13 protein-coding genes are annotated in these 17,162 nt (G+C 73.1%); 6 read left to right on the forward strand and 7 right to left on the reverse strand.

Going from position 1 to position 17,162, the window contains the following annotated elements; translation table 11 throughout:
• Positions 1 to 32 precede the first annotated feature (32 nt).
• Positions 33 to 2,042 carry an AAA family ATPase gene (locus ACIBF7_RS39250; RefSeq protein ID WP_364233674.1) on the reverse strand — a complete coding sequence of 670 codons (2,010 nt, stop codon included), beginning with the start codon at positions 2,040 to 2,042 and terminating at the stop codon, positions 33 to 35.
• Between the two features lie 121 nt (positions 2,043 to 2,163).
• Between ACIBF7_RS39250 and ACIBF7_RS39255 the strand changes: the two genes are divergently transcribed.
• Positions 2,164 to 2,493, forward strand: coding sequence for a hypothetical protein (locus ACIBF7_RS39255; RefSeq protein ID WP_364233672.1), 330 nt, complete (start codon positions 2,164 to 2,166; stop codon positions 2,491 to 2,493).
• A gap of 207 nt (positions 2,494 to 2,700) precedes the next feature.
• On the opposite strand, the gene ACIBF7_RS39260 is transcribed toward ACIBF7_RS39255, so the two are convergent.
• From ACIBF7_RS39260 to ACIBF7_RS39275, 4 genes are all read right to left on the reverse strand, one after another.
• On the reverse strand, positions 2,701 to 4,353 hold the full coding sequence (locus ACIBF7_RS39260) for a DNA repair helicase XPB (RefSeq protein WP_148035123.1): 1,653 nt from the start codon (positions 4,351 to 4,353) through the stop codon (positions 2,701 to 2,703).
• Positions 4,354 to 4,418: 65 nt separating this feature from the next.
• Positions 4,419 to 4,766 (reverse strand): hypothetical protein, encoded by a 348-nt coding sequence (locus ACIBF7_RS39265; protein WP_148035122.1) that lies wholly within the window; start codon positions 4,764 to 4,766, stop codon positions 4,419 to 4,421.
• Positions 4,767 to 4,832: 66 nt separating this feature from the next.
• Positions 4,833 to 6,314 (reverse strand): AMP-binding protein, encoded by a 1,482-nt coding sequence (locus ACIBF7_RS39270; protein ID WP_364233668.1) that lies wholly within the window; start codon positions 6,312 to 6,314, stop codon positions 4,833 to 4,835.
• A gap of 43 nt (positions 6,315 to 6,357) precedes the next feature.
• Positions 6,358 to 8,688 carry a helicase C-terminal domain-containing protein gene (locus ACIBF7_RS39275; RefSeq protein ID WP_364233666.1) on the reverse strand — a complete coding sequence of 777 codons (2,331 nt, stop codon included), beginning with the start codon at positions 8,686 to 8,688 and terminating at the stop codon, positions 6,358 to 6,360.
• A 45-nt stretch (positions 8,689 to 8,733) separates the two neighbouring features.
• On the opposite strand from ACIBF7_RS39275, the gene ACIBF7_RS39280 reads away from it, so the two are divergent.
• On the forward strand, positions 8,734 to 9,546 hold the full coding sequence (locus ACIBF7_RS39280) for a hypothetical protein (protein WP_364233664.1): 813 nt from the start codon (positions 8,734 to 8,736) through the stop codon (positions 9,544 to 9,546).
• On the opposite strand, the gene ACIBF7_RS39285 is transcribed toward ACIBF7_RS39280, so the two are convergent.
• Positions 9,537 to 10,208, reverse strand: a complete 672-nt coding sequence (locus ACIBF7_RS39285) for a TetR/AcrR family transcriptional regulator (RefSeq protein ID WP_271280445.1) — start codon at positions 10,206 to 10,208, stop codon at positions 9,537 to 9,539. The two genes, ACIBF7_RS39280 and ACIBF7_RS39285, sit on opposite strands and share 10 nt — an antisense overlap.
• Before the next feature lie 141 nt (positions 10,209 to 10,349).
• Between ACIBF7_RS39285 and ACIBF7_RS39290 the strand changes: the two genes are divergently transcribed.
• Together ACIBF7_RS39290 and ACIBF7_RS39295 are read left to right on the forward strand one after the other, a co-directional pair.
• A complete protein-coding gene (locus tag ACIBF7_RS39290) occupies positions 10,350 to 10,970 on the forward strand; it encodes an HAD family hydrolase (protein ID WP_219550101.1) in 621 nt (206 codons plus the stop codon).
• Between the two features lie 91 nt (positions 10,971 to 11,061).
• On the forward strand, positions 11,062 to 11,457 hold the full coding sequence (locus ACIBF7_RS39295) for a cold-shock protein (RefSeq protein WP_148035117.1): 396 nt from the start codon (positions 11,062 to 11,064) through the stop codon (positions 11,455 to 11,457).
• A gap of 2 nt (positions 11,458 to 11,459) precedes the next feature.
• On the opposite strand, the gene ACIBF7_RS39300 is transcribed toward ACIBF7_RS39295, so the two are convergent.
• Positions 11,460 to 12,980 carry an MFS transporter gene (locus ACIBF7_RS39300; RefSeq protein ID WP_397199369.1) on the reverse strand — a complete coding sequence of 507 codons (1,521 nt, stop codon included), beginning with the start codon at positions 12,978 to 12,980 and terminating at the stop codon, positions 11,460 to 11,462.
• 212 nt (positions 12,981 to 13,192) lie between these two features.
• On the opposite strand from ACIBF7_RS39300, the gene ACIBF7_RS39305 reads away from it, so the two are divergent.
• Together ACIBF7_RS39305 and ACIBF7_RS39310 are read left to right on the forward strand one after the other, a co-directional pair.
• Complete coding sequence (locus ACIBF7_RS39305) at positions 13,193 to 13,993, forward strand: DUF3027 domain-containing protein (protein WP_219550103.1); 801 nt, start codon at positions 13,193 to 13,195, stop codon at positions 13,991 to 13,993.
• 58 nt (positions 13,994 to 14,051) lie between these two features.
• The gene (locus ACIBF7_RS39310; RefSeq protein ID WP_364233658.1) at positions 14,052 to 17,081 is read left to right on the forward strand and encodes a sacsin N-terminal ATP-binding-like domain-containing protein; all 3,030 of its coding nucleotides are present in this window, start codon (positions 14,052 to 14,054) and stop codon (positions 17,079 to 17,081) included.
• Positions 17,082 to 17,162: the final 81 nt, after the last annotated feature.

Genomic DNA, 17,162 nt, shown 5'->3' on the forward strand with positions numbered 1-17,162 from the left:
AGAAGTGATCCCCTACCCCGCCACCGTCCCTGTCACGGGGCGAGCTGGGGTGGCAAGGGCTTGCGGTGGAGGACCGTGAGCGAGGTGACGGCACGGGTGAGCACCACGTAGAGGCGGGCCAGGCCGCGGGGCTCGGCGTCGACGATGTCGGCCGGCTCCATCACGATGACGTGGTCGTACTCCAGGCCCTTGGCGAGCGTCGCCGGCACCACCAGGAGGCGGTGCTCCTGGGTGGAGTCGGGGTCGAGGACGGCGTGCGCGACGCCCGACAGCGACTCGGAGACGGCGGAGACGGCGGCGTCGGGGACGATGACGCCGATCGAGCCCTCGCGGGCCAGCGCGTCGCGGACCGCCTCGTGGAGGTCGCCGGCCGGCCGGATCGAGAGGGACCCGGCGCCGGGACGCAGGGACCGGGGCGGGGCGAGCCCGGGGGCGATCGACGGCAGCAGGCGGGCGGCGTAGTCGAGGACCTCGCGCGGCACGCGGAAGCCCAGCGTCAGCTCGGTGACCTCGCCGTCCTGCCCGAGATGCGTCAGGACCGACCGCCACGACGTGGTGGACCAGGGGGTGGTGCCCTGGGCCAGGTCGCCGAGCACGGTGGCGGAGCCGTTGCGGCAGCGGCGGCCGAGCGCCCGCAGTTGCATCTCCGACAGGTCCTGCGTCTCGTCCACGACGAGGTGGCCGAGCGAGGGCGTGCGCTCGATCAGGTCGCGCAGCTCGTCGAGGAGAGCCGCGTCGGCGGCGCTCCACTTGGCGGACTTCCATCCCCGGTACGGTTTCCGCCAGAGCAGCAGCTGCCGCTCCTCGGGCGACAGGTCGGACCTGGCGGCCCTGGCGAGGAACTCCTCGTCCGCCAGCAGCCGATAGAGCACCTGCTCGGGCACCAGCTTCGGCCACACCGCGTCCACCAGCTGCTTGACCGGCCTGGACCGGGCCACCGCGTCCTGCACCCGGTCGTCGGGTGACTCGCCGCGCTGCTCCATCCGTACGAGCACGAGGTGCGCGAGCCGCTGGGCGAGGGCGGCGCGGCCGGGACCGTAGCGGGTGGTGCCGCGCAGCGAGGCGACGATCTCGCGCACCTCGTGGTCGGCCACCCGGAAGCGGTAGGCGCCCTTGGAGTAGACCAGGCCCTCTTCCGGCTTGACGATGTGGAGCCACAGGGCCCGCTTCAGCACGGCCGCCATCCGGGCGTCGCCCTTGACCGCGCCCACCGCGGGGTCCTCGGGGGCCGCGTGGTCGCCCAGCAGGCCGGCGACCGTGGTCTGGTCGACCTTGACCTCGCCCAGCGCGGGCAGCACCGAGGAGATGTAGGAGAGGAAGGCGCGGTTCGGCCCGACGATCATCACGCCCGCCCTGGCGAGCCGCTCGCGGTGGGTGAACAGCAGGTAGGCGGCCCGGTGGAGGCCGACCGCCGTCTTCCCGGTGCCCGGCGCGCCCTGCACGCAGACCGTACGGGTGAGCGCGGCGCGGACGATCTCGTCCTGGTCGGGCTGGATGGTGGCCACGATGTCGCGCATCGGGCCGGTGCGGGGGCGCTCGATCTCCTCGGTCAGGATGCGTGACGGGCCGATCTCGGTGCCCTGGTCGAGCCGTTCGTCCTCGTACGCGGTGAGCGCGCCGCCGTGGTAGCCGAACCGGCGCCGCAGCGTGACGTCCATCGGGTCGGCGGGGCTGGCCTGGTAGAAGGCGCGCGACACGGGGGCGCGCCAGTCGATGACCAGGGGACGGCTGTCGCCGTCGTGCACGTGGCGGCGGCCGACGTGGATCGTGGTGGGCAGGTCGTCGGCGGCCGAGCGGTCGAGCCGGCCGAAGAACAGCGGGGTGTCGGGGTGGTCGGCCAGGGCGGCCACGCGCTGGTCGAGCAGCGACTGCAGGATCTGCTGCGACACCCAGTCGCCGGCCGCGTCGGCCGACAGCGACTGCGCGTGCGCGCGCATGGCCGCCAGCGCGGCCCTGGACTCGGCCAGATGGGCCTGCTCGGCGGCGAGGACGTCCGTGGGCAGGTCCGGGGGTATGTCGGGGGCCAGTTGGTCTGTGGGCATGCGAAAGTGCCTCCCGGCGCTCGGAGGTGGGTAACAAGGCAGCGAATCCGCCAGTTTAATGCGGCTGTCGGGGTGGCTTCAAAGCATTTAGCCGTCGCCGGGGAGGGGTAAGAAGTCCGGCGTGGCGCGTGTGCGACTCGGCTTCTCCCCGATCCTTCCCACGATCGCGTGCTTCCTGCTGGCCACCCTCTGGGGGCTGTCGGTCTTCGCGGGCTGGGGTCTGGAGGCGTTCTGTGGCGGGTCGTCGCCGTCCTGCGTCCAGCGGCTCGCCGTGTTCTCCTCGGTCTCCGGGCTGTTCGCCGCGGTGGCCGCCTGCCTGACGGTGGCGGCCTGGGCGCTGCCGGCGGCGCGGCAGGACGAGCGGACGTTCACCCGGTTCATGGGGCTGAGCGTGGCCTCGTGGATCGCCGCGGAAGGGCTGCTGTTCCTCGGCGGGCTGCTGGCGAAGTGAACACTCCTCGCAAACGGCGGACATATAACGAAATGCCGCAAAATCCGGGCATACCAGGTGGCATTGCCGGATCATCGGGTATGTCGCAGCCGGATTCGGTTGCGGTGGTGTGAGGACGCAGTGAGGGGGGTGGTTCGATTGTCGACGACCCGCGGAGTCTCTTGGACGTGAGACCGGGATGCCTGGCCGCTCGATGAGCGGCCGGGCTCACACCCCGCCCAGCACGTCGTCGGCGTCGATGATCGAGTAGGCGTAACCCTGTTCGGCCAGGAACCGCTGCCGGTGCGCGGCGAACTCCTGGTCGACCGTGTCGCGGCTGACCACGGTGTAGAAGCGCGCCCCGCCGCCGTCGGCCTTGGGCCGCAGCACCCTGCCGAGCCGCTGCGCCTCCTCCTGCCGGGACCCGAACGTGCCGGACACCTGGATCGCCACGCTCGCCTCGGGCAGGTCGATGGAGAAGTTGGCCACCTTGGACACCACCAGGACCTGGATCTCCTTGTCGCGGAAGGCCTGGTAGAGCCGCTCGCGCTCCTTGATCCTGGTCTCCCCCTTGATCACCGGCGCGTTCAGGTGTTCGCCCAGCTCGTCGAGCTGGTCGATGTACTGGCCGATGACCAGCACCTGGTCGCCCAGGTGACGGCGTACGAGCGCCTCGGTGACCTGGGTCTTGGACGGCGTGGTGGCGCAGAAGCGGTAGCGCTCCTCCGACTCGGCCATCGCGTACGCCAGCCGCTCCTCGTCGGTGAGCGTCACCCGCACTTCAACGCAGTCGGCCGGGGCGATCCAGCCCTGGTTCTCCATCTCCTTCCAGGGCGCGTCGTAGCGCTTGGGGCCGATCAGCGAGAACACGTCGCCCTCGCGGCCGTCCTCGCGCACCAGCGTCGCGGTCAGGCCGACGCGCCTGCGGGCCTGGAGGTCGGCCGTCATCCGGAAGATCGGCGCGGGCAGCAGGTGGACCTCGTCGTAGACGATGAGGCCCCAGTCGCGCGCGTCGAACAGCTCCAGGTGGCTGTAGACGCCCTTCCGCCTGGTGGTCATCACCTGGTAGGTGGCGATGGTGACCGGACGGATCTCCTTCTTGCTGCCGGAGTATTCGCCGATCTCGTCCTCGGTCAGCGAGGTGCGCTTGAGCAGCTCCTGCTTCCACTGGTGGGCGCTGACCGTGTTGGTGACCAGGATCAGCGTCGTCGCCTGGGCGTGCGCCATCGCGGCCGCGCCGACGATGGTCTTGCCGGCGCCGCAGGGCAGCACGATCACGCCGGAGCCGCCGTGCCAGAAGGAGTCGGCCGCCTCCTGCTGGTAGGGCCGGAGCGTCCAGCTCTCCTGGACCAGCTCGACCCGGTGGTGCTCGCCGTCGACGTAACCGGCCAGGTCCTCGGCCGGCCAGCCCAGCTTGAGCAGCGCCTGCTTGATGTTGCCGCGGTCGCTCGGGTGGACGGCCACGGTGTCGTCGCCGACGCGCTCGCCCAGCATCGGCTGGATCTTCCTGGCGCGCAGCACCTCTTCGAGCACGGCCCGGTCGGTGGAGGTCAGCGTCAGCCCGTGGACCGGGTGCTTCTCCAGCCTGAGCCGGCCGTAGCGGGCCATGGTCTCGGCGACGTCGACGAGCAGGGCGTGCGGCACCGGGTAGCGGCTGTAGCCGATCAGGGCGTCGACGACCTGCTCGGCGTCGTGGCCGGCGGCGCGGGCGTTCCACAGCGCCAGTGGCGTGACCCGGTAGGTGTGCACGTGTTCGGGCGCGCGCTCGAGCTCGGCGAACGGGGCGATGGCCTTGCGGCACTCGTCGGCCCTCTCGTGGTCGACCTCGAGCAGCAGCGTCTTGTCTGATTGGACGATGAGCGGGCCGTCGTTCACAGCCATCCCTTCAAACGGTTGACGCCTATCCAACACGCGCGACGGCCCAAACAGTCCCCCGGACGGGGAAATCAGTCGTCGAAGTGGCCGTTGACGCCCAGGTAGAAGAACAGGACGGCCATCATCAGGAAGCCGGCCACCAGCACCACCCAGCTCGCGACGGTGAGCGTGCGGGCCTTCTCGGGCGCCGTGCCTGAACGCAGGGACAGGCCGGCCAGGACGGCGCCGACGACGCCGAAGACGTTGCAGCAGGAGACGACGCTGAAGAGGTTGAGCGCGAGCGCGACGATGCCGCTGACGTTGGGCTCGCCGCGGGCGTGCTGCGGGGGCGGCGGGTAGCCGCCGTAACCGTAGGACGGGGGCGGCTGCTCCCCGTAGGGGGCGCCGTAGCGCTGGTACGGGTAATCGTCCTCGCTCATGCCACCTCCTGACGGGTCAAGAAATATCACGGATCGGGCAAGATCCTGACTCGGTCGCCGATCCTGCTAACCGGCGAACCGCGCCCGCAGCGCCTTGCGGTCGAGTTTCAGCACGCTGGTGACCGGGATCGAGTCGACGAACGTGACCTCGCGGGGATACCTGACGCGGCCCACGCGCTCCCTGGCCCAGGCGATCAGCTCCTCGGCGGCGACCTCGGCGCCGGCCGCGAGCTGCACGAACGCGACGACCTCCTCGCCCAGCCGGTCGTCGGGGCGGCCGACCACGCCCGACATGACCACGCCGGGGTGCTGGTTCAGCACGTCCTCCACGTCGCGGGGGAACACGTTGAACCCGCCCCTGATGATCAGGTCCTTCTTCCTGTCGACCACGTACAGGTAGCCGTCGTCGTCGACGCAGCCGACGTCGCCGGTGCGCAGCTCGCCGTCGACCAGCGCGGTGCCCTCGGGGTCGGGCTCGTGCTCGCCCCAGTAGCCCAGCATCAGCGACTCGCCGGACACGCAGATCTCGCCCACGTCGCCCTGCTCCACCGGCTCGCCGGACGAGTCGCGGATCGTGATCGTGTAGCCGGGCAGCGGCAGGCCCACGCTGCCGGCCTTGCGCCGCCCCGGCGGGTTGAACGTGGTCACCGCGCTGGTCTCGGTCAGCCCGTAACCCTCCAGGATCGTCACGCCGGGCATCCGCCGTTCGAACTCCGTCAGCACCTCCTTGCCCAGCGGGGCCGCGCCGCAGGTGAGGAAGGCCAGGTCGGGCAGCGGGTGCGACTCCAGCGGCTCGGCCAGCAGCATCTGCAGCATGGCCGGCACGACGGTGCCGTACTGGACGCGCTGCTCGGCGGCGAGCCGGAGGAACGCCCCGGGGTCGAACCAGCGCATCAGCACGGCCTGGGGCGGCTCGACGGCGTGCATCCCGGCCACGGTGACGATCAGGCCGTACGCGTGCGAGAGCGGCACCGGGACGATCGCCCGGTTGATCCCCTCCTGGTGGGACAGCTCGTAGGAGGCCTTCGCGACCTGCCACAGGCCCGCGTGGCTGAGCATGACGCCCTTGGCCCTGCCGGTGGTGCCCCCGGTGTACATCAGCGCGGCCAGGTCGCCGGGGTCACGCGCCACCGGGCCGTGCTCGGCGGCCCGCTCCAGCTCGGCGGTGTCCACGTACACCGGCACGTCCACCCCGGCCGCCCGCACCGTGCCGGCCAGCTCCGGCGAGGTGACCACGGCGGCGGCGCCGCTGTCGAGCAGGATGTGGCGCAGCTCGGCGGCGCCCACCAGGAACACCACCGGCGTCACCACCGCGCCCGCAGCCCACAGCGCCTGGCAGACGAGCGGCACCTCGGGGGAGGTGGCCATCATCACGACCACGCGGTCGCCGGGCCGGATGCCGGCCTCGACGAAGCCGCCGCAGACGCGCCGGGCCCGCTCGGCGAGGCTGTGGCTGCGGTGCCAGACCCCTTCGTAGAACATCGCGTCGTAGTCGTCGAACCTGCTCCATGACTGCTCGGCCAGACTGCTCAGCGTGTGCTCGGTCACATGCCCTAACTTCCGCCGACTCGCGGCACGCAGTCAACCCCGCTCAGACGCCGGACACGCCGGTGATGCGGTGCAGGGCGAAGCGGTGGACGGCGGCCCTGGTCTCGTCGTAGGCGGTCAGGTAGCCGCCCTCCATCCGGGCCGGCTCCAGGATGCGGGAGGTGGCGTTGCCCTGCGAGTCGGTGTAGCCGATCCACACCCGCATCCCCTGCCTGATCGCGTCCTGCAGCTTCGAGATCGTGGCCGTCGCGGGGGTGCGGGGCACCTGGCCGCCCGGGGCGTCGACCGGCTCGCGCCGGGACAGGTGGGCCGCGTCGCCCGCGCGCAGCGCCCGCACGGCCGCCGCCGCCACGCCAGGATCGGGCTCGCCGGTCGGGGCCACCTGGCGGACCGGGGCGGGGCCCTCGGTGCGCCTGCTGTCGAGCTGGGAGATGATCACGTCGCCGTCGAGCGACTCGGGGACCGGCGCGTACCCCATCGCCCGCAGCGAGTCGACCAGCACCGCGCGCGACGAGCGCGAGGCGATGACCGTCGGCGCCAGCCTGCGCAGGCGCAGCGCCGCCGACCGCCGGTCGGCGGTGATCTGGTCGAGCAGCGCCGGGTCGTCGCAGCGGACGTAGGCGCTGGCGGTGCCGACGCGGATCCGGCCGTGCCGCCGCGCCACGTCGGAGACGAGGTACGACAGCGCCTGCGGGACCGGCGTGGCGGAGTGGCGCTCCAGCATGGCCAGCAGCTCCTCGGCGGCCTGGCCGGCGTCGAGCGCGCGCCGCACCGAGCTCTCGCTGAACCGGTAGACGGTCGCGCCCCCTTTGGACTCCACGTCGGCGGCGAGCGTCATCCAGCGGTTGAGCTCGCTGGTCAGCGGGCCGGGCGCGACCGCCGTCAGATCGGCCTGCAGCAGCACGTGGTCGACCGGCTCGGGCAGCAGCGGGGCCAGCACCGGCGCGGCCTCCGCACCGGTGATCAGGGCCCGCCCGTGGCCCGACAGCACGCCGAGCCCGGTCAGCCCGAGCTGCTCGGCCTCGCGCAGCGCGAACTCGGTCAGCTGCTCGCGCAGCGGCCCCCGGCGGCGCGGCTGCTCCCAGGCCAGCCGTTCCAGCACCGAGTCGTGCGCCGGGGCGAGCCCCGGCGCGGAGGCCAGCACGCCCATCGTGGCCTTGCGCACCCCGGCGGCCGACGAGCGGCGCAGATCGGGGTGGAGCGCGTTGAGCGGCTTGTCGCGATCGTCACGCTCGCCGACCAGTCCGGGCACCCGGTCCATCGCCAGCCAGGCCGCGGCCAGCGCCACCCAACGGTCGGCGGTCGACCTGACCCGCCACAGGTCGTAGCCGCTGGTCGGCAGCCACTCGCCGTCGACGCTGCCGCCCGCCGCGACCAGCCCCGACGCGTACGCGACCTCCACCACCAGCGCGGCCACCCAGTCGGGCAGGTCGAGCTCGCCCGCCGTGCGCTTCATGTCGCGCACGCCCAGGCCCCCGGTGCGCAGCACGCCCGGCGGCTCGATGCTCCAGCGCTCGCACAGCTCCTCGACGGCCCGCACGAACGCGAACGCCTGCCCGGCGGCCGTGCGGTCGGCCAGATCCTGACCCCGGGACGTGCCCTCCAGCGAGGGCGGCAGCGCCAGCAGGTCGCGGTGCACCCGCCCGCCCCGCAGATACAGGCCCACCTCGCGGGGCAGCGTCACGCTCTCCTCACCCGCCGCCGCCAGCAGGCCGCGGGCCAGCAGCTGCTCGATCGGCGAGCGGGCGGAGGCGACGCGCACCTCGCGCCGGGCGTTCGGCACCCGCCCGGTGGGCGGGCCCCACGCGAGCTGCTCCAGCGCGGCCCGCGACTCCGGCGGCACCTCCTCGATCAGCTTGCCCGGCTCGGCCAGCGCCGCCGCCAGGCGCTCCCGGCCGGACCCGGTGGTGCCCGGCGCGACGTCGTCGGCCATCTCGTCGAGCTGCTCCGGCGCATGGTGGCGGAACGCCACGTCGGCGGGCGGGCCCAGGCCGGCCGGGTCGTCCAGCACCTTGCGCACGCCCGGGGCCAGGTCGAGCGCGCTGTCGGGCCCGTACACGAGCCCCAGGTCGCGCAGCCGGTCGAGCGCGGACGTCAGCGCCGGCTCCGGCTTGCCCGCCGCCAGCGCCGCCGCGACCGTCTCGCGCAGCGCGGTCTTCCTGACCGGGCCGTCCCGGACGGCGAGCGTCTCGACCACGGCGAGCGTGAAGCGGTCGAGCCGGTCGAGCACCCGGGCGATCGCCGACGGGCTGCTCGCCCGGGCGGCCAGGCCCTCCAGATGCGCCGGCACCGGAGTGATCAGCTCGGGGCGCGCGGTCACCAGCGCCCGCAGCTGCTCGTCGGTGCGCCCCCTGATCCACTCCGTGAACTCCATCGTTGCCATGGTATGTCCCTGCTGATTGGGGCAGCATTGCTAGGCGTGATAGAGCGAGCCGACCAGCTGATTCTCAACTACGTCAGCAAGGCCGCCGACGCGGCCCACGGCGTGCTGAGACCCGAGCAGCGGCTCGACTTCACCAGGCGGCTGCGTACCAGGATCGAGGCCGAGCGGCGCGGCAGCCAGAGCGCCAAGGACGTGACCAGGCTGCTCGCCCGGTTCGGCGACCCGGTGCTGCTGGTGGAGCGCGAGGCCCGCCGCCTCGCGGAGACCGCTCCCCTCGAAGCCGCCGCGGTCGCTCCCGCGGGGGAGGAGGCCACCGCCGCGTTCCCGAAGATCCGCGACGACGTGCCGCCGGGCGTGGCGCGGAGCAGGCGGGAGGCCGAGCGGCGGCTGGCCAGGGAGGCGCGCGGGCTGCCGTTCGCGGGGTTCCGCAGGGCCGCGATGTCCGTGGCGAACCCCATGGTCACCGAGGGCAGGGACGCCAGGACCGTGGTCAAGGAGCACCCCCGGGAGGTCGCCGCGCTGCTGGTGCTCGTGGTGGCCGCGCTCCTGGTGCCGTTCGACCTGGCGCCCGTGGCGATCTTCCAGGTGCCGGTGATCGCGTGGGCGGCCGGCTCGGCGATGGTGATGTTCAGCGACACGTGGGCCCTGCGCGACCGGCTGATCGGCATCGGCTCCCCGTTGCTCGGCTACAGCGCGGGCGGGCTGATCGTGGGGGGTCTGCGGGTCGGCGGCGAGCCGGGGCTGGAGGCGTTCGTGGTCGAGTTCTTCAACGCCAGCGGCGTCATGTTCATGGTCGGCACCGGCGTGAGCGTGGTCTGGCTGGCCTACCGGCTGGTCGATCAGGAGTGAACGGCCGCGGGCGACGGCAGCAGCCCGACGGCCAGCCGGACCCACGCCGCCACGAACTGGTCCTTCTCCGTGTGCCCGGGCGTCTCGCCCACCGTCTCCTGGAACAGCCGGTACTGCACGACGGCGCCGCCGAGCACGGCCGAGATGCCCTGCCAGTCGACGTCGGCCGACCGGTATTCGGGCTGGGCGTGGAACCAGGTCACGATGGCGTCGAACATCGGCTGCAGCAGCCCCTGCCGCACCACCGCCACCAGCTCGGGGAACTGGCTCAGGTCGCGGAAGAAGATGCGGGTCAGCTCCGACTCCTCGCGCACCTTGGCCAGCCCGGCCCTGCACAGGTGCGACAGCCGCTCCTCCAGGTCCTTCGAGGTCTCCATGGCGCTCAGCTCGGCGAGGCTGCCGGCGACCTGGCCGCGGGTCCTGGCGGCGTGCTCGTTGATCGCCGCCGACAGGACCTCGTACTTGGACTTGAAGTGCCGGTAGAGCCCGCCGGCGCCCGGTGAGAGGCCGGAGGCGGCCTCGATCTCGGCCACGGACGTGGCGGCGTAGCCGCGTTCGGCGAAGAGCCGCAGAGCCTCGTCGATGATCCGCTCGCGCGTGTTGGTGGCGGCGGCCTTCGCGGGTGTGCTCCCGGTGGCTCCCGTGCTCGGCGATCTGCTCATGTCGTTTCTGATACCTCCGCAGTGGAGGGTAGTCGCCGGCCCGCGGGGACCTTGACAGCCGGGCAGGAACCCTTCCGATGACTACGGTCCCACGACCCGAGCCGTTACGCGTATCGGGAGGTTCTTTGGCATCCTTCAGGTGTGGCGACTTCGGTGGGATTCGACCTGGACATGACACTTGCCGACACTCGGAACGGTATTGCTGCCGTCTATGACGAGTTGTCGGCCCGGCTCGGCGTGCCCATCGACAGCCGGAAGATCGTGACCAGGCTCGGCCCGCCGCTGGAGACGGAGCTGGCCAACTGGCTGCCCGCCGGAGAGATCGCGGCGGCGGCCGACCTCTACAGGGAGATCTATCCCGAGGTGGGGGTGCCCGTGCACGTCGCGATGGAGGGCGCGCACGAGGCCGTCGCGTGCGTCAAGTCGCGCGGCGGGCGGGTCATCGTGGTGACGGGCAAGAACCTGCGCGACGCGAGAAGCACCGTGCGGCGGCTCGGGCTCGACGTGGACGACGTGGTGGGCTCCGTTTTCGGCGCGGACAAAGGAACCGCGCTCACCGCTTTCGGCGCCGCCGCATATGTCGGCGACCATGTCGCGGACATCGAAGCGGCGCGGGCCGGAGGCGCGGTCAGCGTCACGGTCGCCACCGGCCCCTACACCACGGCCGAGCTGCGCGACCACGGGGCCGACGTGGCACTGGGCGATCTGACGGAATTTGCCGATTGGTTCGCCGGTTGGCAACGGAGTCGTGAACTCGTGTAATTCACCGGCATTTACCCGGTCGCTCTGCCGCGCTACGGGGCATAACCTACATCCATTCACCTAATCCACGACGTTCGAACGAGGTCCTCCTGTGCCGAGTGGCAAGGTCAAGTGGTACGACGCCGACAAGGGGTTCGGTTTCCTCACCCGCGACGACGGCGGTGAGGTCTTCGTGCATTCCTCCGCCTTGCCGGCCAACGCCGGGCCTCTCAAGCCCGGGCAGAAGGTCGAGTTCGGCGTGGCCGAGGGCAGGCGCGGCCAGCAGGCGCTATCCGTGCGGATCCTGGAGCAGCCGCCGACGCTGGCCAAGACCAAGCCCAAGGCCAAGCGGAAGAAGCCGGACGAGATGGTGGTGATCGTCGAGGACCTGATCAAGCTGCTCGACGGATTGTCCACGTCCTACCAGCGGGGCAAGCACCCTGAAGCCGCGCACGCGAAGAAGGTCGCGGTGGTGCTCAGGGCCGTCGCCGACGACCTCGACGTCTAGCTTCAGGGCGGGTTCGTCAGCGGTTTGGTGCGGTCGAGAGGCTCCGGCGGGGCGTACGGGGCCGTCTCGGCCTCCGCGGCGGCCTCCCGCGTCCGCGCCTTGGCCGCCCTGACGCGGGCGCGGCGCCGTACGACGAGCCAGCCGAGCGTGACGGTGAGCACGCACGCGAGCGTGACCAGCCCGGCCGCGCTGCTCTCGGTGAGCGACAGCCCGAGCCCGATCAGGCCGCCGAACACCCAGGCGAGCTGGAGGAACGCCTCGACCACGCCGAACGTCGACGAGCGCACCTCCTCGCCGATCTCGCGCTGCACGATCGCGTCCAGCGCGAGCTTGCCCAGCTCCTGGGCGAACGCGGTGACCAGCGAGATGGCCACCGCGGCCCAGAGCCCGAAGAGGATCGCGGTCACGGTGGCGGTCACCGCCGTCGTGGCGAGCGTCAGCAGGACGAGCAGGCCGGGCGCGTGGTTGCGGGTCCAGTTGGCGATCACCGCGCCGGCCAGGCCGCCCAGCCCGGCCGCGAGCGTCAGGACCGCGAGGGTCTTGGTCATGTCGAAGAACGGGTCGGGCGCGGGCGGCGCCAGCCACGGCACGACCTTGTCCTGCACCAGGAAGAGCAGGAAGAACAGCAGGAAGCCGGAGAACAGCCGGATGGCGACGTTGGCCCAGACCGCCTCGGCCACCGCCGGACCCACCTGGAGCAGCGTCCGCCAGCGCGGCGCCCTGCCCTCCTCGGGGGTCTCCTCCTCCAGGTCGGGCGAGTCGACGTGGCGCGGCAGCCGCACCGCGAACACCCCGGCGGCCAGGAACACCACCATGGCGACGCGCAGCATCGTGGCGCTGCCCAGCCAGAGCGTCAGCCCCGCCCCGACCGGCACCATCACGCCCGCCGTCACGAGTGAGAACAGCGCGACCCGCGCGTTCGCCGAGACCAGCGTGATGTCGGCGGGCAGCACGCTCGGCATGATCGCGGCACGCGACACGTTGTAGGCCTTCGACAGCACCAGCACGCCCAGCGCGCCCCCGAACAGCGTCAGCAGGTCCTGCGGGCCGACGGCCGCCGCCATCGCGAAACAGAGCAGGCCGCGGCCGAACAGCGTGCCGGCCATCACATAGCGCCGGCCCGACCTGAACCGGTCGAGGATCGGCCCCACGAACGGCGCGAGCAGCGCGAACGGCAGCATCGTGATGACCAGGTAGAGCGCCACCGGGCCGCGGGCCTCGCCGACGGGCACCCCGAAGAAGACGGTGCTGGCCAGCGCGACCGTGACGAGCGTGTCGCCGGCGCTGTGGCCGGCGGTCAGCTCGATCAGCCGGCCGAGGCCGGTGCGGTCGGCGCCGTTGGCGTGGGTGAGGCGGCGGGTGGCCCGGCCGACCGACCGCGCCGCGCCCGCGGTGGCCTTCCCGGCCCGCGCGGTGCCGCCGGCGGTCGCCTTGCCGGCACGCGCGGTAGCCCGGCCCGCGTCGGCGACGCCGCGCCCCACGCGCCGGGAGAGGTCGCGCGCTCGCTCCCAGCCTCCCTCCACGCTTACCAGTCTTACCCGATCGCCCCTCCAACCCTCACCCCCGCTTTCGCACCACTTGCGGTCATCTGTCGCGTCAGGACGCAAATCTTGTGGCGGAATCCGGTGTTTCGGGGAGGCGGCAGGCGGGAATGCGGGCTAGTCGGCCCCGGCACGGTCAGCCATGGGAGAGAATGAAGTGTGAGCGAACAGCACCTTTCGGCGGAGGCAGGCCGATGAGCCGTGCCAGGACCCGCTCCGCCGCGCCCGACCAGGCCTGTGTCGCCGCCGTTGACCTGGCACGCGACGCGGCCCAGGAGCTGGCGCGGCCGGGTGAGCCCGGCGAGCACCTGGGCTACGAGAGCGAGGGCGACCGGGTCGTCACCCACTACTTCGCCTGCCAGGACCGCGCCTATCGCGGCTGGCGGTGGGCCGTCACCGTCACCCGGGCGTCGCGGGCGAAGAAGGTGACGGTCAGCGAGGCCGTCCTGCTGCCGGGTTCCGGCGCGCTGCGCGCTCCCGAGTGGCTGCCGTGGAGCGAGCGCCTGCGCCCCGGCGACCTGGGCGTCGGCGACCTCCTGCCCACGCCGGAGGACGACGACCGGCTGGTGCCGGGTTTCGCCGAACTCGACGACGAGGCGGAGCAGCAGACGATTTTCGAGTACGGCCTGGGCCGGGCCCGTGTGCTCTCGGCCATCGGCAGAGACCGGACCGCCAGGCGCTGGCATTCCGGCGAGCACGGGCCGCACACACCGATCGCACACGCCGCTCCCGCGCAGTGCTCCACGTGCGGCTTCTACTGGCTGCTCGCGGGTGGGCTCCGGCAGCTGTTCGGGGTCTGCACTAACGAGTACGCGCCCGACGACGGCAAGGTGGTCGCCGCCGACCACGGCTGCGGCGCCCACTCGGAGGCGGCGGTGCTGCCGCCGCCCGTCGAGCAGGCCGTGCCCATCCTCGACGACCTGGGCTTCGACCTGATGGAGGAGGAGGCGGGCTCGGTCGGCGAATCCGACTCCGAAGAGCTCGGCCACTCCTGACGGTGCGGGCCGCTAGCCTACGGTGGCCCCGTACCGTTCGACCCCAGGATCGTGACCGATGACCGACACCTTTGGCACCGACCGGATGCGAGCCGCCGTGCTCGCCGCGTGGACGGCCTCGCCCGCCCGGTTCCGCGAGGACGCCAACGCCGAGGAGGACTTCGCGCTCGGCGGCTACCGCGACCGCCTGATCGTCGAGCTGGCGCAGAACGCCGCGGACGCGGCGCTGCGCGCGGGCGTGCCGGGGGTGCTCAGGCTGACGCTGCGCGGCGGCGTGCTGACGGCCGCCAACACCGGCGCGCCGCTCGACGCGACCGGCGTGGAGAGCCTGGCCACGCTCCGCGTGTCCGGCAAGCGTGACGAGGCGGGCGCCGCCGGGCGGTTCGGCGTCGGGTTCGCGGCCGTGGTGACGGTCTGCGACGAGCCGGTGATCGGCTCCCGCGGCGCCGGCTCGGTGCGCTGGTCGCGCGCGGAGACGGCCGAGCTGGTCGCCTCGGTGCCGGAGCTCGCGGGCGAGCTGGCCGCCCGTTCCGGCCACGTGCCGCTGCTGCGCCTGCCGTTCGAGGACGGCCCGCTCGACGTGCCCGACGGGTTCGACACCCTGGTACGCCTCCCGCTGAAGGACGACGCGTCGGCCCTGGCCGTCCGGCGCATGCTGGAGGAGGCGAGCCCGGCGCTGCCGCTGGGCATGCCCGCGCTGTCCGTGATCGAGATCGACCTCGACGGCGAGGTCCGCAGGGTCACCGCCGACGGCTGGCACGTCGTCTCCGAGTCCGGCGAGTTCGCGCCTGAGCAGGTGGCGGAGCTGTTCGCCGACCGGCCCACCGAGGAGCGGGCGCGCCCGTTCTGGTCGGTCCGCTGGGCGGTGCCGCTGACCGGCATCGGCGAGCCGGGGCCGCTGCCCGCCGCGGTGCCGCCGGTCGTGCACGCGCCGACGCCCAGCGACGAGCCGATCGACCTGCCCGCACTGCTCATCGCGTCGTTCCCGATGGCCACCGACCGCCGCCACGTGGCCAAGGGGCCGCTGGCCGACTTCCTGGTCGAGAAGGCCGCCGACGCCTACGTCCGGCTGCTGGAGGAGCTGCCGCGCACTCCCAAGCTGCTCGACCTGGTGCCTTCGTACATGGGCAAGGGCGAGCTCGACGCGCGCGTCCGCCGCGCCGTGCTCCAGCGCCTGCCCGACACGCCGCTGCTGCCCGCCCTGTCGGCGCCCGCGCCCGCCGTGCGGACGCCCTCGTTCGCCGACGCGGAGGTCTACGAGCCCGACGCCGAATGGCTGGTCGAGCACCCGTCGCGGGAGCCGGGCGAGGACGGCTGGGTCGTCTCGGGCCGCGAGGCCGCCGTGGTGGCCGGGTCGGGCGAACTGCTCGACGCCGTCGCCGCGTTCGTCCCCGGGCTGCTGCCCGCCGGCTGGCCCGCCCGGCATCCCGCGATGACCTCGCTGGGCGTGCGCAGGGTCGAGCTGTCCGACGTGGTCGACCTGCTTTCCGGCGAGGCGGTGGAGGGACGCGAGCCCTCGTGGTGGCGCTCGCTCTACGAGGTGCTGCCGGCCGACGACCCCGAGTCGCTCGGCGCGCTGCCGGTGCCGCTGGCCGACGGGCGGCTGGTGCGCGGCCCGCGCGGCACGCTGATCCTCACCGACGGCGGGTCCGCGCTCGACCTGACGCCGCTGGGGCTGCGCATCGTGCATCCGGAGGCCGCCCACCCCGCGCTGCTGCGGCTGGGCGCCGCCGAGGCCACCCCGCGCACCATCCTGGACGACCCGATCACCAAGGCCGCCGTCGCCCAGTCGCTCGACAACCCCGACGCGGGGCCGGTCGCGCACGCCGTGCTGTCCCTGGTCCAGGCGGCGGGGCTGGCACCGGGCGAGGCGCCGTGGCTGGCCGAGCTGGCGCTGCCCGGCGCCGACGGCGAGCTCTACCCGGCGGGTGAGCTGATGCTGGCCGAAGGGGCGCTCGCCGGGCTGCTGGAGCCCGACACCCACCTCGGCGTGGCCGCCCGCGAGCTGGAGGAGACCTACGGGCCGCGGGTGCTGGAGGCGGCGGGCGTGCTCGACGGGTTCGCCGTGGTGCACGACTCCGACGTGCTGCTCGACCGTGACGAGTGCGACCACGACCTCGACGGCGAGGACGAGTGGCTCGACCACGTGCTCGACCTGCTGCCGGAGCTGGACGTGCCGCCGGTGGTGCCGGAGTTCGCCGCCGTGCGCGATCTGGAGCTGGTCGCCGACTGGCCGGCGGCGCTGCGGCTGCTGACCCGCCCGCCGCTGCGCGCCGCTCTCCACCCGCTGCGGATCGAGGGCGTCGAGGTGCCCTCCTACACCGCCTGGTGGCTGGCCGGCCATCCGGTGCTGGGCGGGCGCAGGCCGCGCGAGCTGCGGCTGCCCGGCGCCGACCCGCTGCTGCAGGGCCTGTACGCGGACGCGCCGGAAGGGCTGGACGAGGGGGCGCTGGCCATGCTCGGCGTGCGCGGCACGCTCGCCGACCTGCTCGACTCCCACGGCGGCCCCGAGGAGCTGCTCGACCTCATGGCCGACGAGTCGATCGAGGTCGACCGGGCGCAGCTGCGTTCCCTGTGGGTGGCGCTGGCGGCGGTCGAGCCCGATCGGGTGGCGCCGCCGTCCCGGGTGCGGGCCGTGCTCGGCGGCGACATCGTGGTGGCCGCCGCCGAGGACGTCGTCGTGGTGGAGGCGCCCGACCTGCTGCAGCTGGTCACCGACCGGCCGCTGGTGCTCGCTCCCTACGACCTGGCGGAGTCCCTGTCGGAGCTGCTCGACCTGCCGCTCGCCGGCGAGGTGGCGGCCGGCGAGGTCACCACCGCCGGCGAGACCCGGCAGGTGCCGCCCCAGGTGCGCTCCCTGCTCCCGACGGCCCCCGAGACCTACGTCGAGCACGAGAAGCTGCTGGTGGACGGCGTGCCGTGCGCGTGGCGGTTCTTCGAGGGCGCCGTCCACTGCACCGGCCTCGACGGCCTCGCCCGCGGCCTGGCCTGGGCCACCGGCCAGTGGAACGACCGCCTAGCCGTGGCCGCCATGCTCCGCGACCCGTCCGCGGTCCCCCTGCTCCTGGCGGAGGCGGACCTGTCCTGATCTCCTGAAGAAGCGGACCGGTCCTGACTCCTGAAGAAGCGGGACCGGTCCTGAACTCCTGACGGAGGCGGACCGGTCCTG

The organism is Nonomuraea sp. NPDC050478 (assembly GCF_044458265.1).
GTDB lineage: Bacteria > Actinomycetota > Actinomycetes > Streptosporangiales > Streptosporangiaceae > Nonomuraea > Nonomuraea ferruginea.

Coding starts and splice junctions, on each gene's coding strand:
- ACIBF7_RS39265 (WP_148035122.1), bottom strand. CDS start 4,766: ATGAGCGAGGACGATTACCCGTACCAGCGCTACGGCGCCCCCTACGGG.
- ACIBF7_RS39285 (WP_271280445.1), bottom strand. CDS start 10,208: ATGAGCAGATCGCCGAGCACGGGAGCCACCGGGAGCACACCCGCGAAG.
- ACIBF7_RS39260 (WP_148035123.1), bottom strand. CDS start 4,353: ATGGCTGTGAACGACGGCCCGCTCATCGTCCAATCAGACAAGACGCTG.
- ACIBF7_RS39275 (WP_364233666.1), bottom strand. CDS start 8,688: ATGGAGTTCACGGAGTGGATCAGGGGGCGCACCGACGAGCAGCTGCGG.
- ACIBF7_RS39305 (WP_219550103.1), top strand. CDS start 13,193: ATGAGCCGTGCCAGGACCCGCTCCGCCGCGCCCGACCAGGCCTGTGTC.
- ACIBF7_RS39310 (WP_364233658.1), top strand. CDS start 14,052: ATGACCGACACCTTTGGCACCGACCGGATGCGAGCCGCCGTGCTCGCC.
- ACIBF7_RS39250 (WP_364233674.1), bottom strand. CDS start 2,042: ATGCCCACAGACCAACTGGCCCCCGACATACCCCCGGACCTGCCCACG.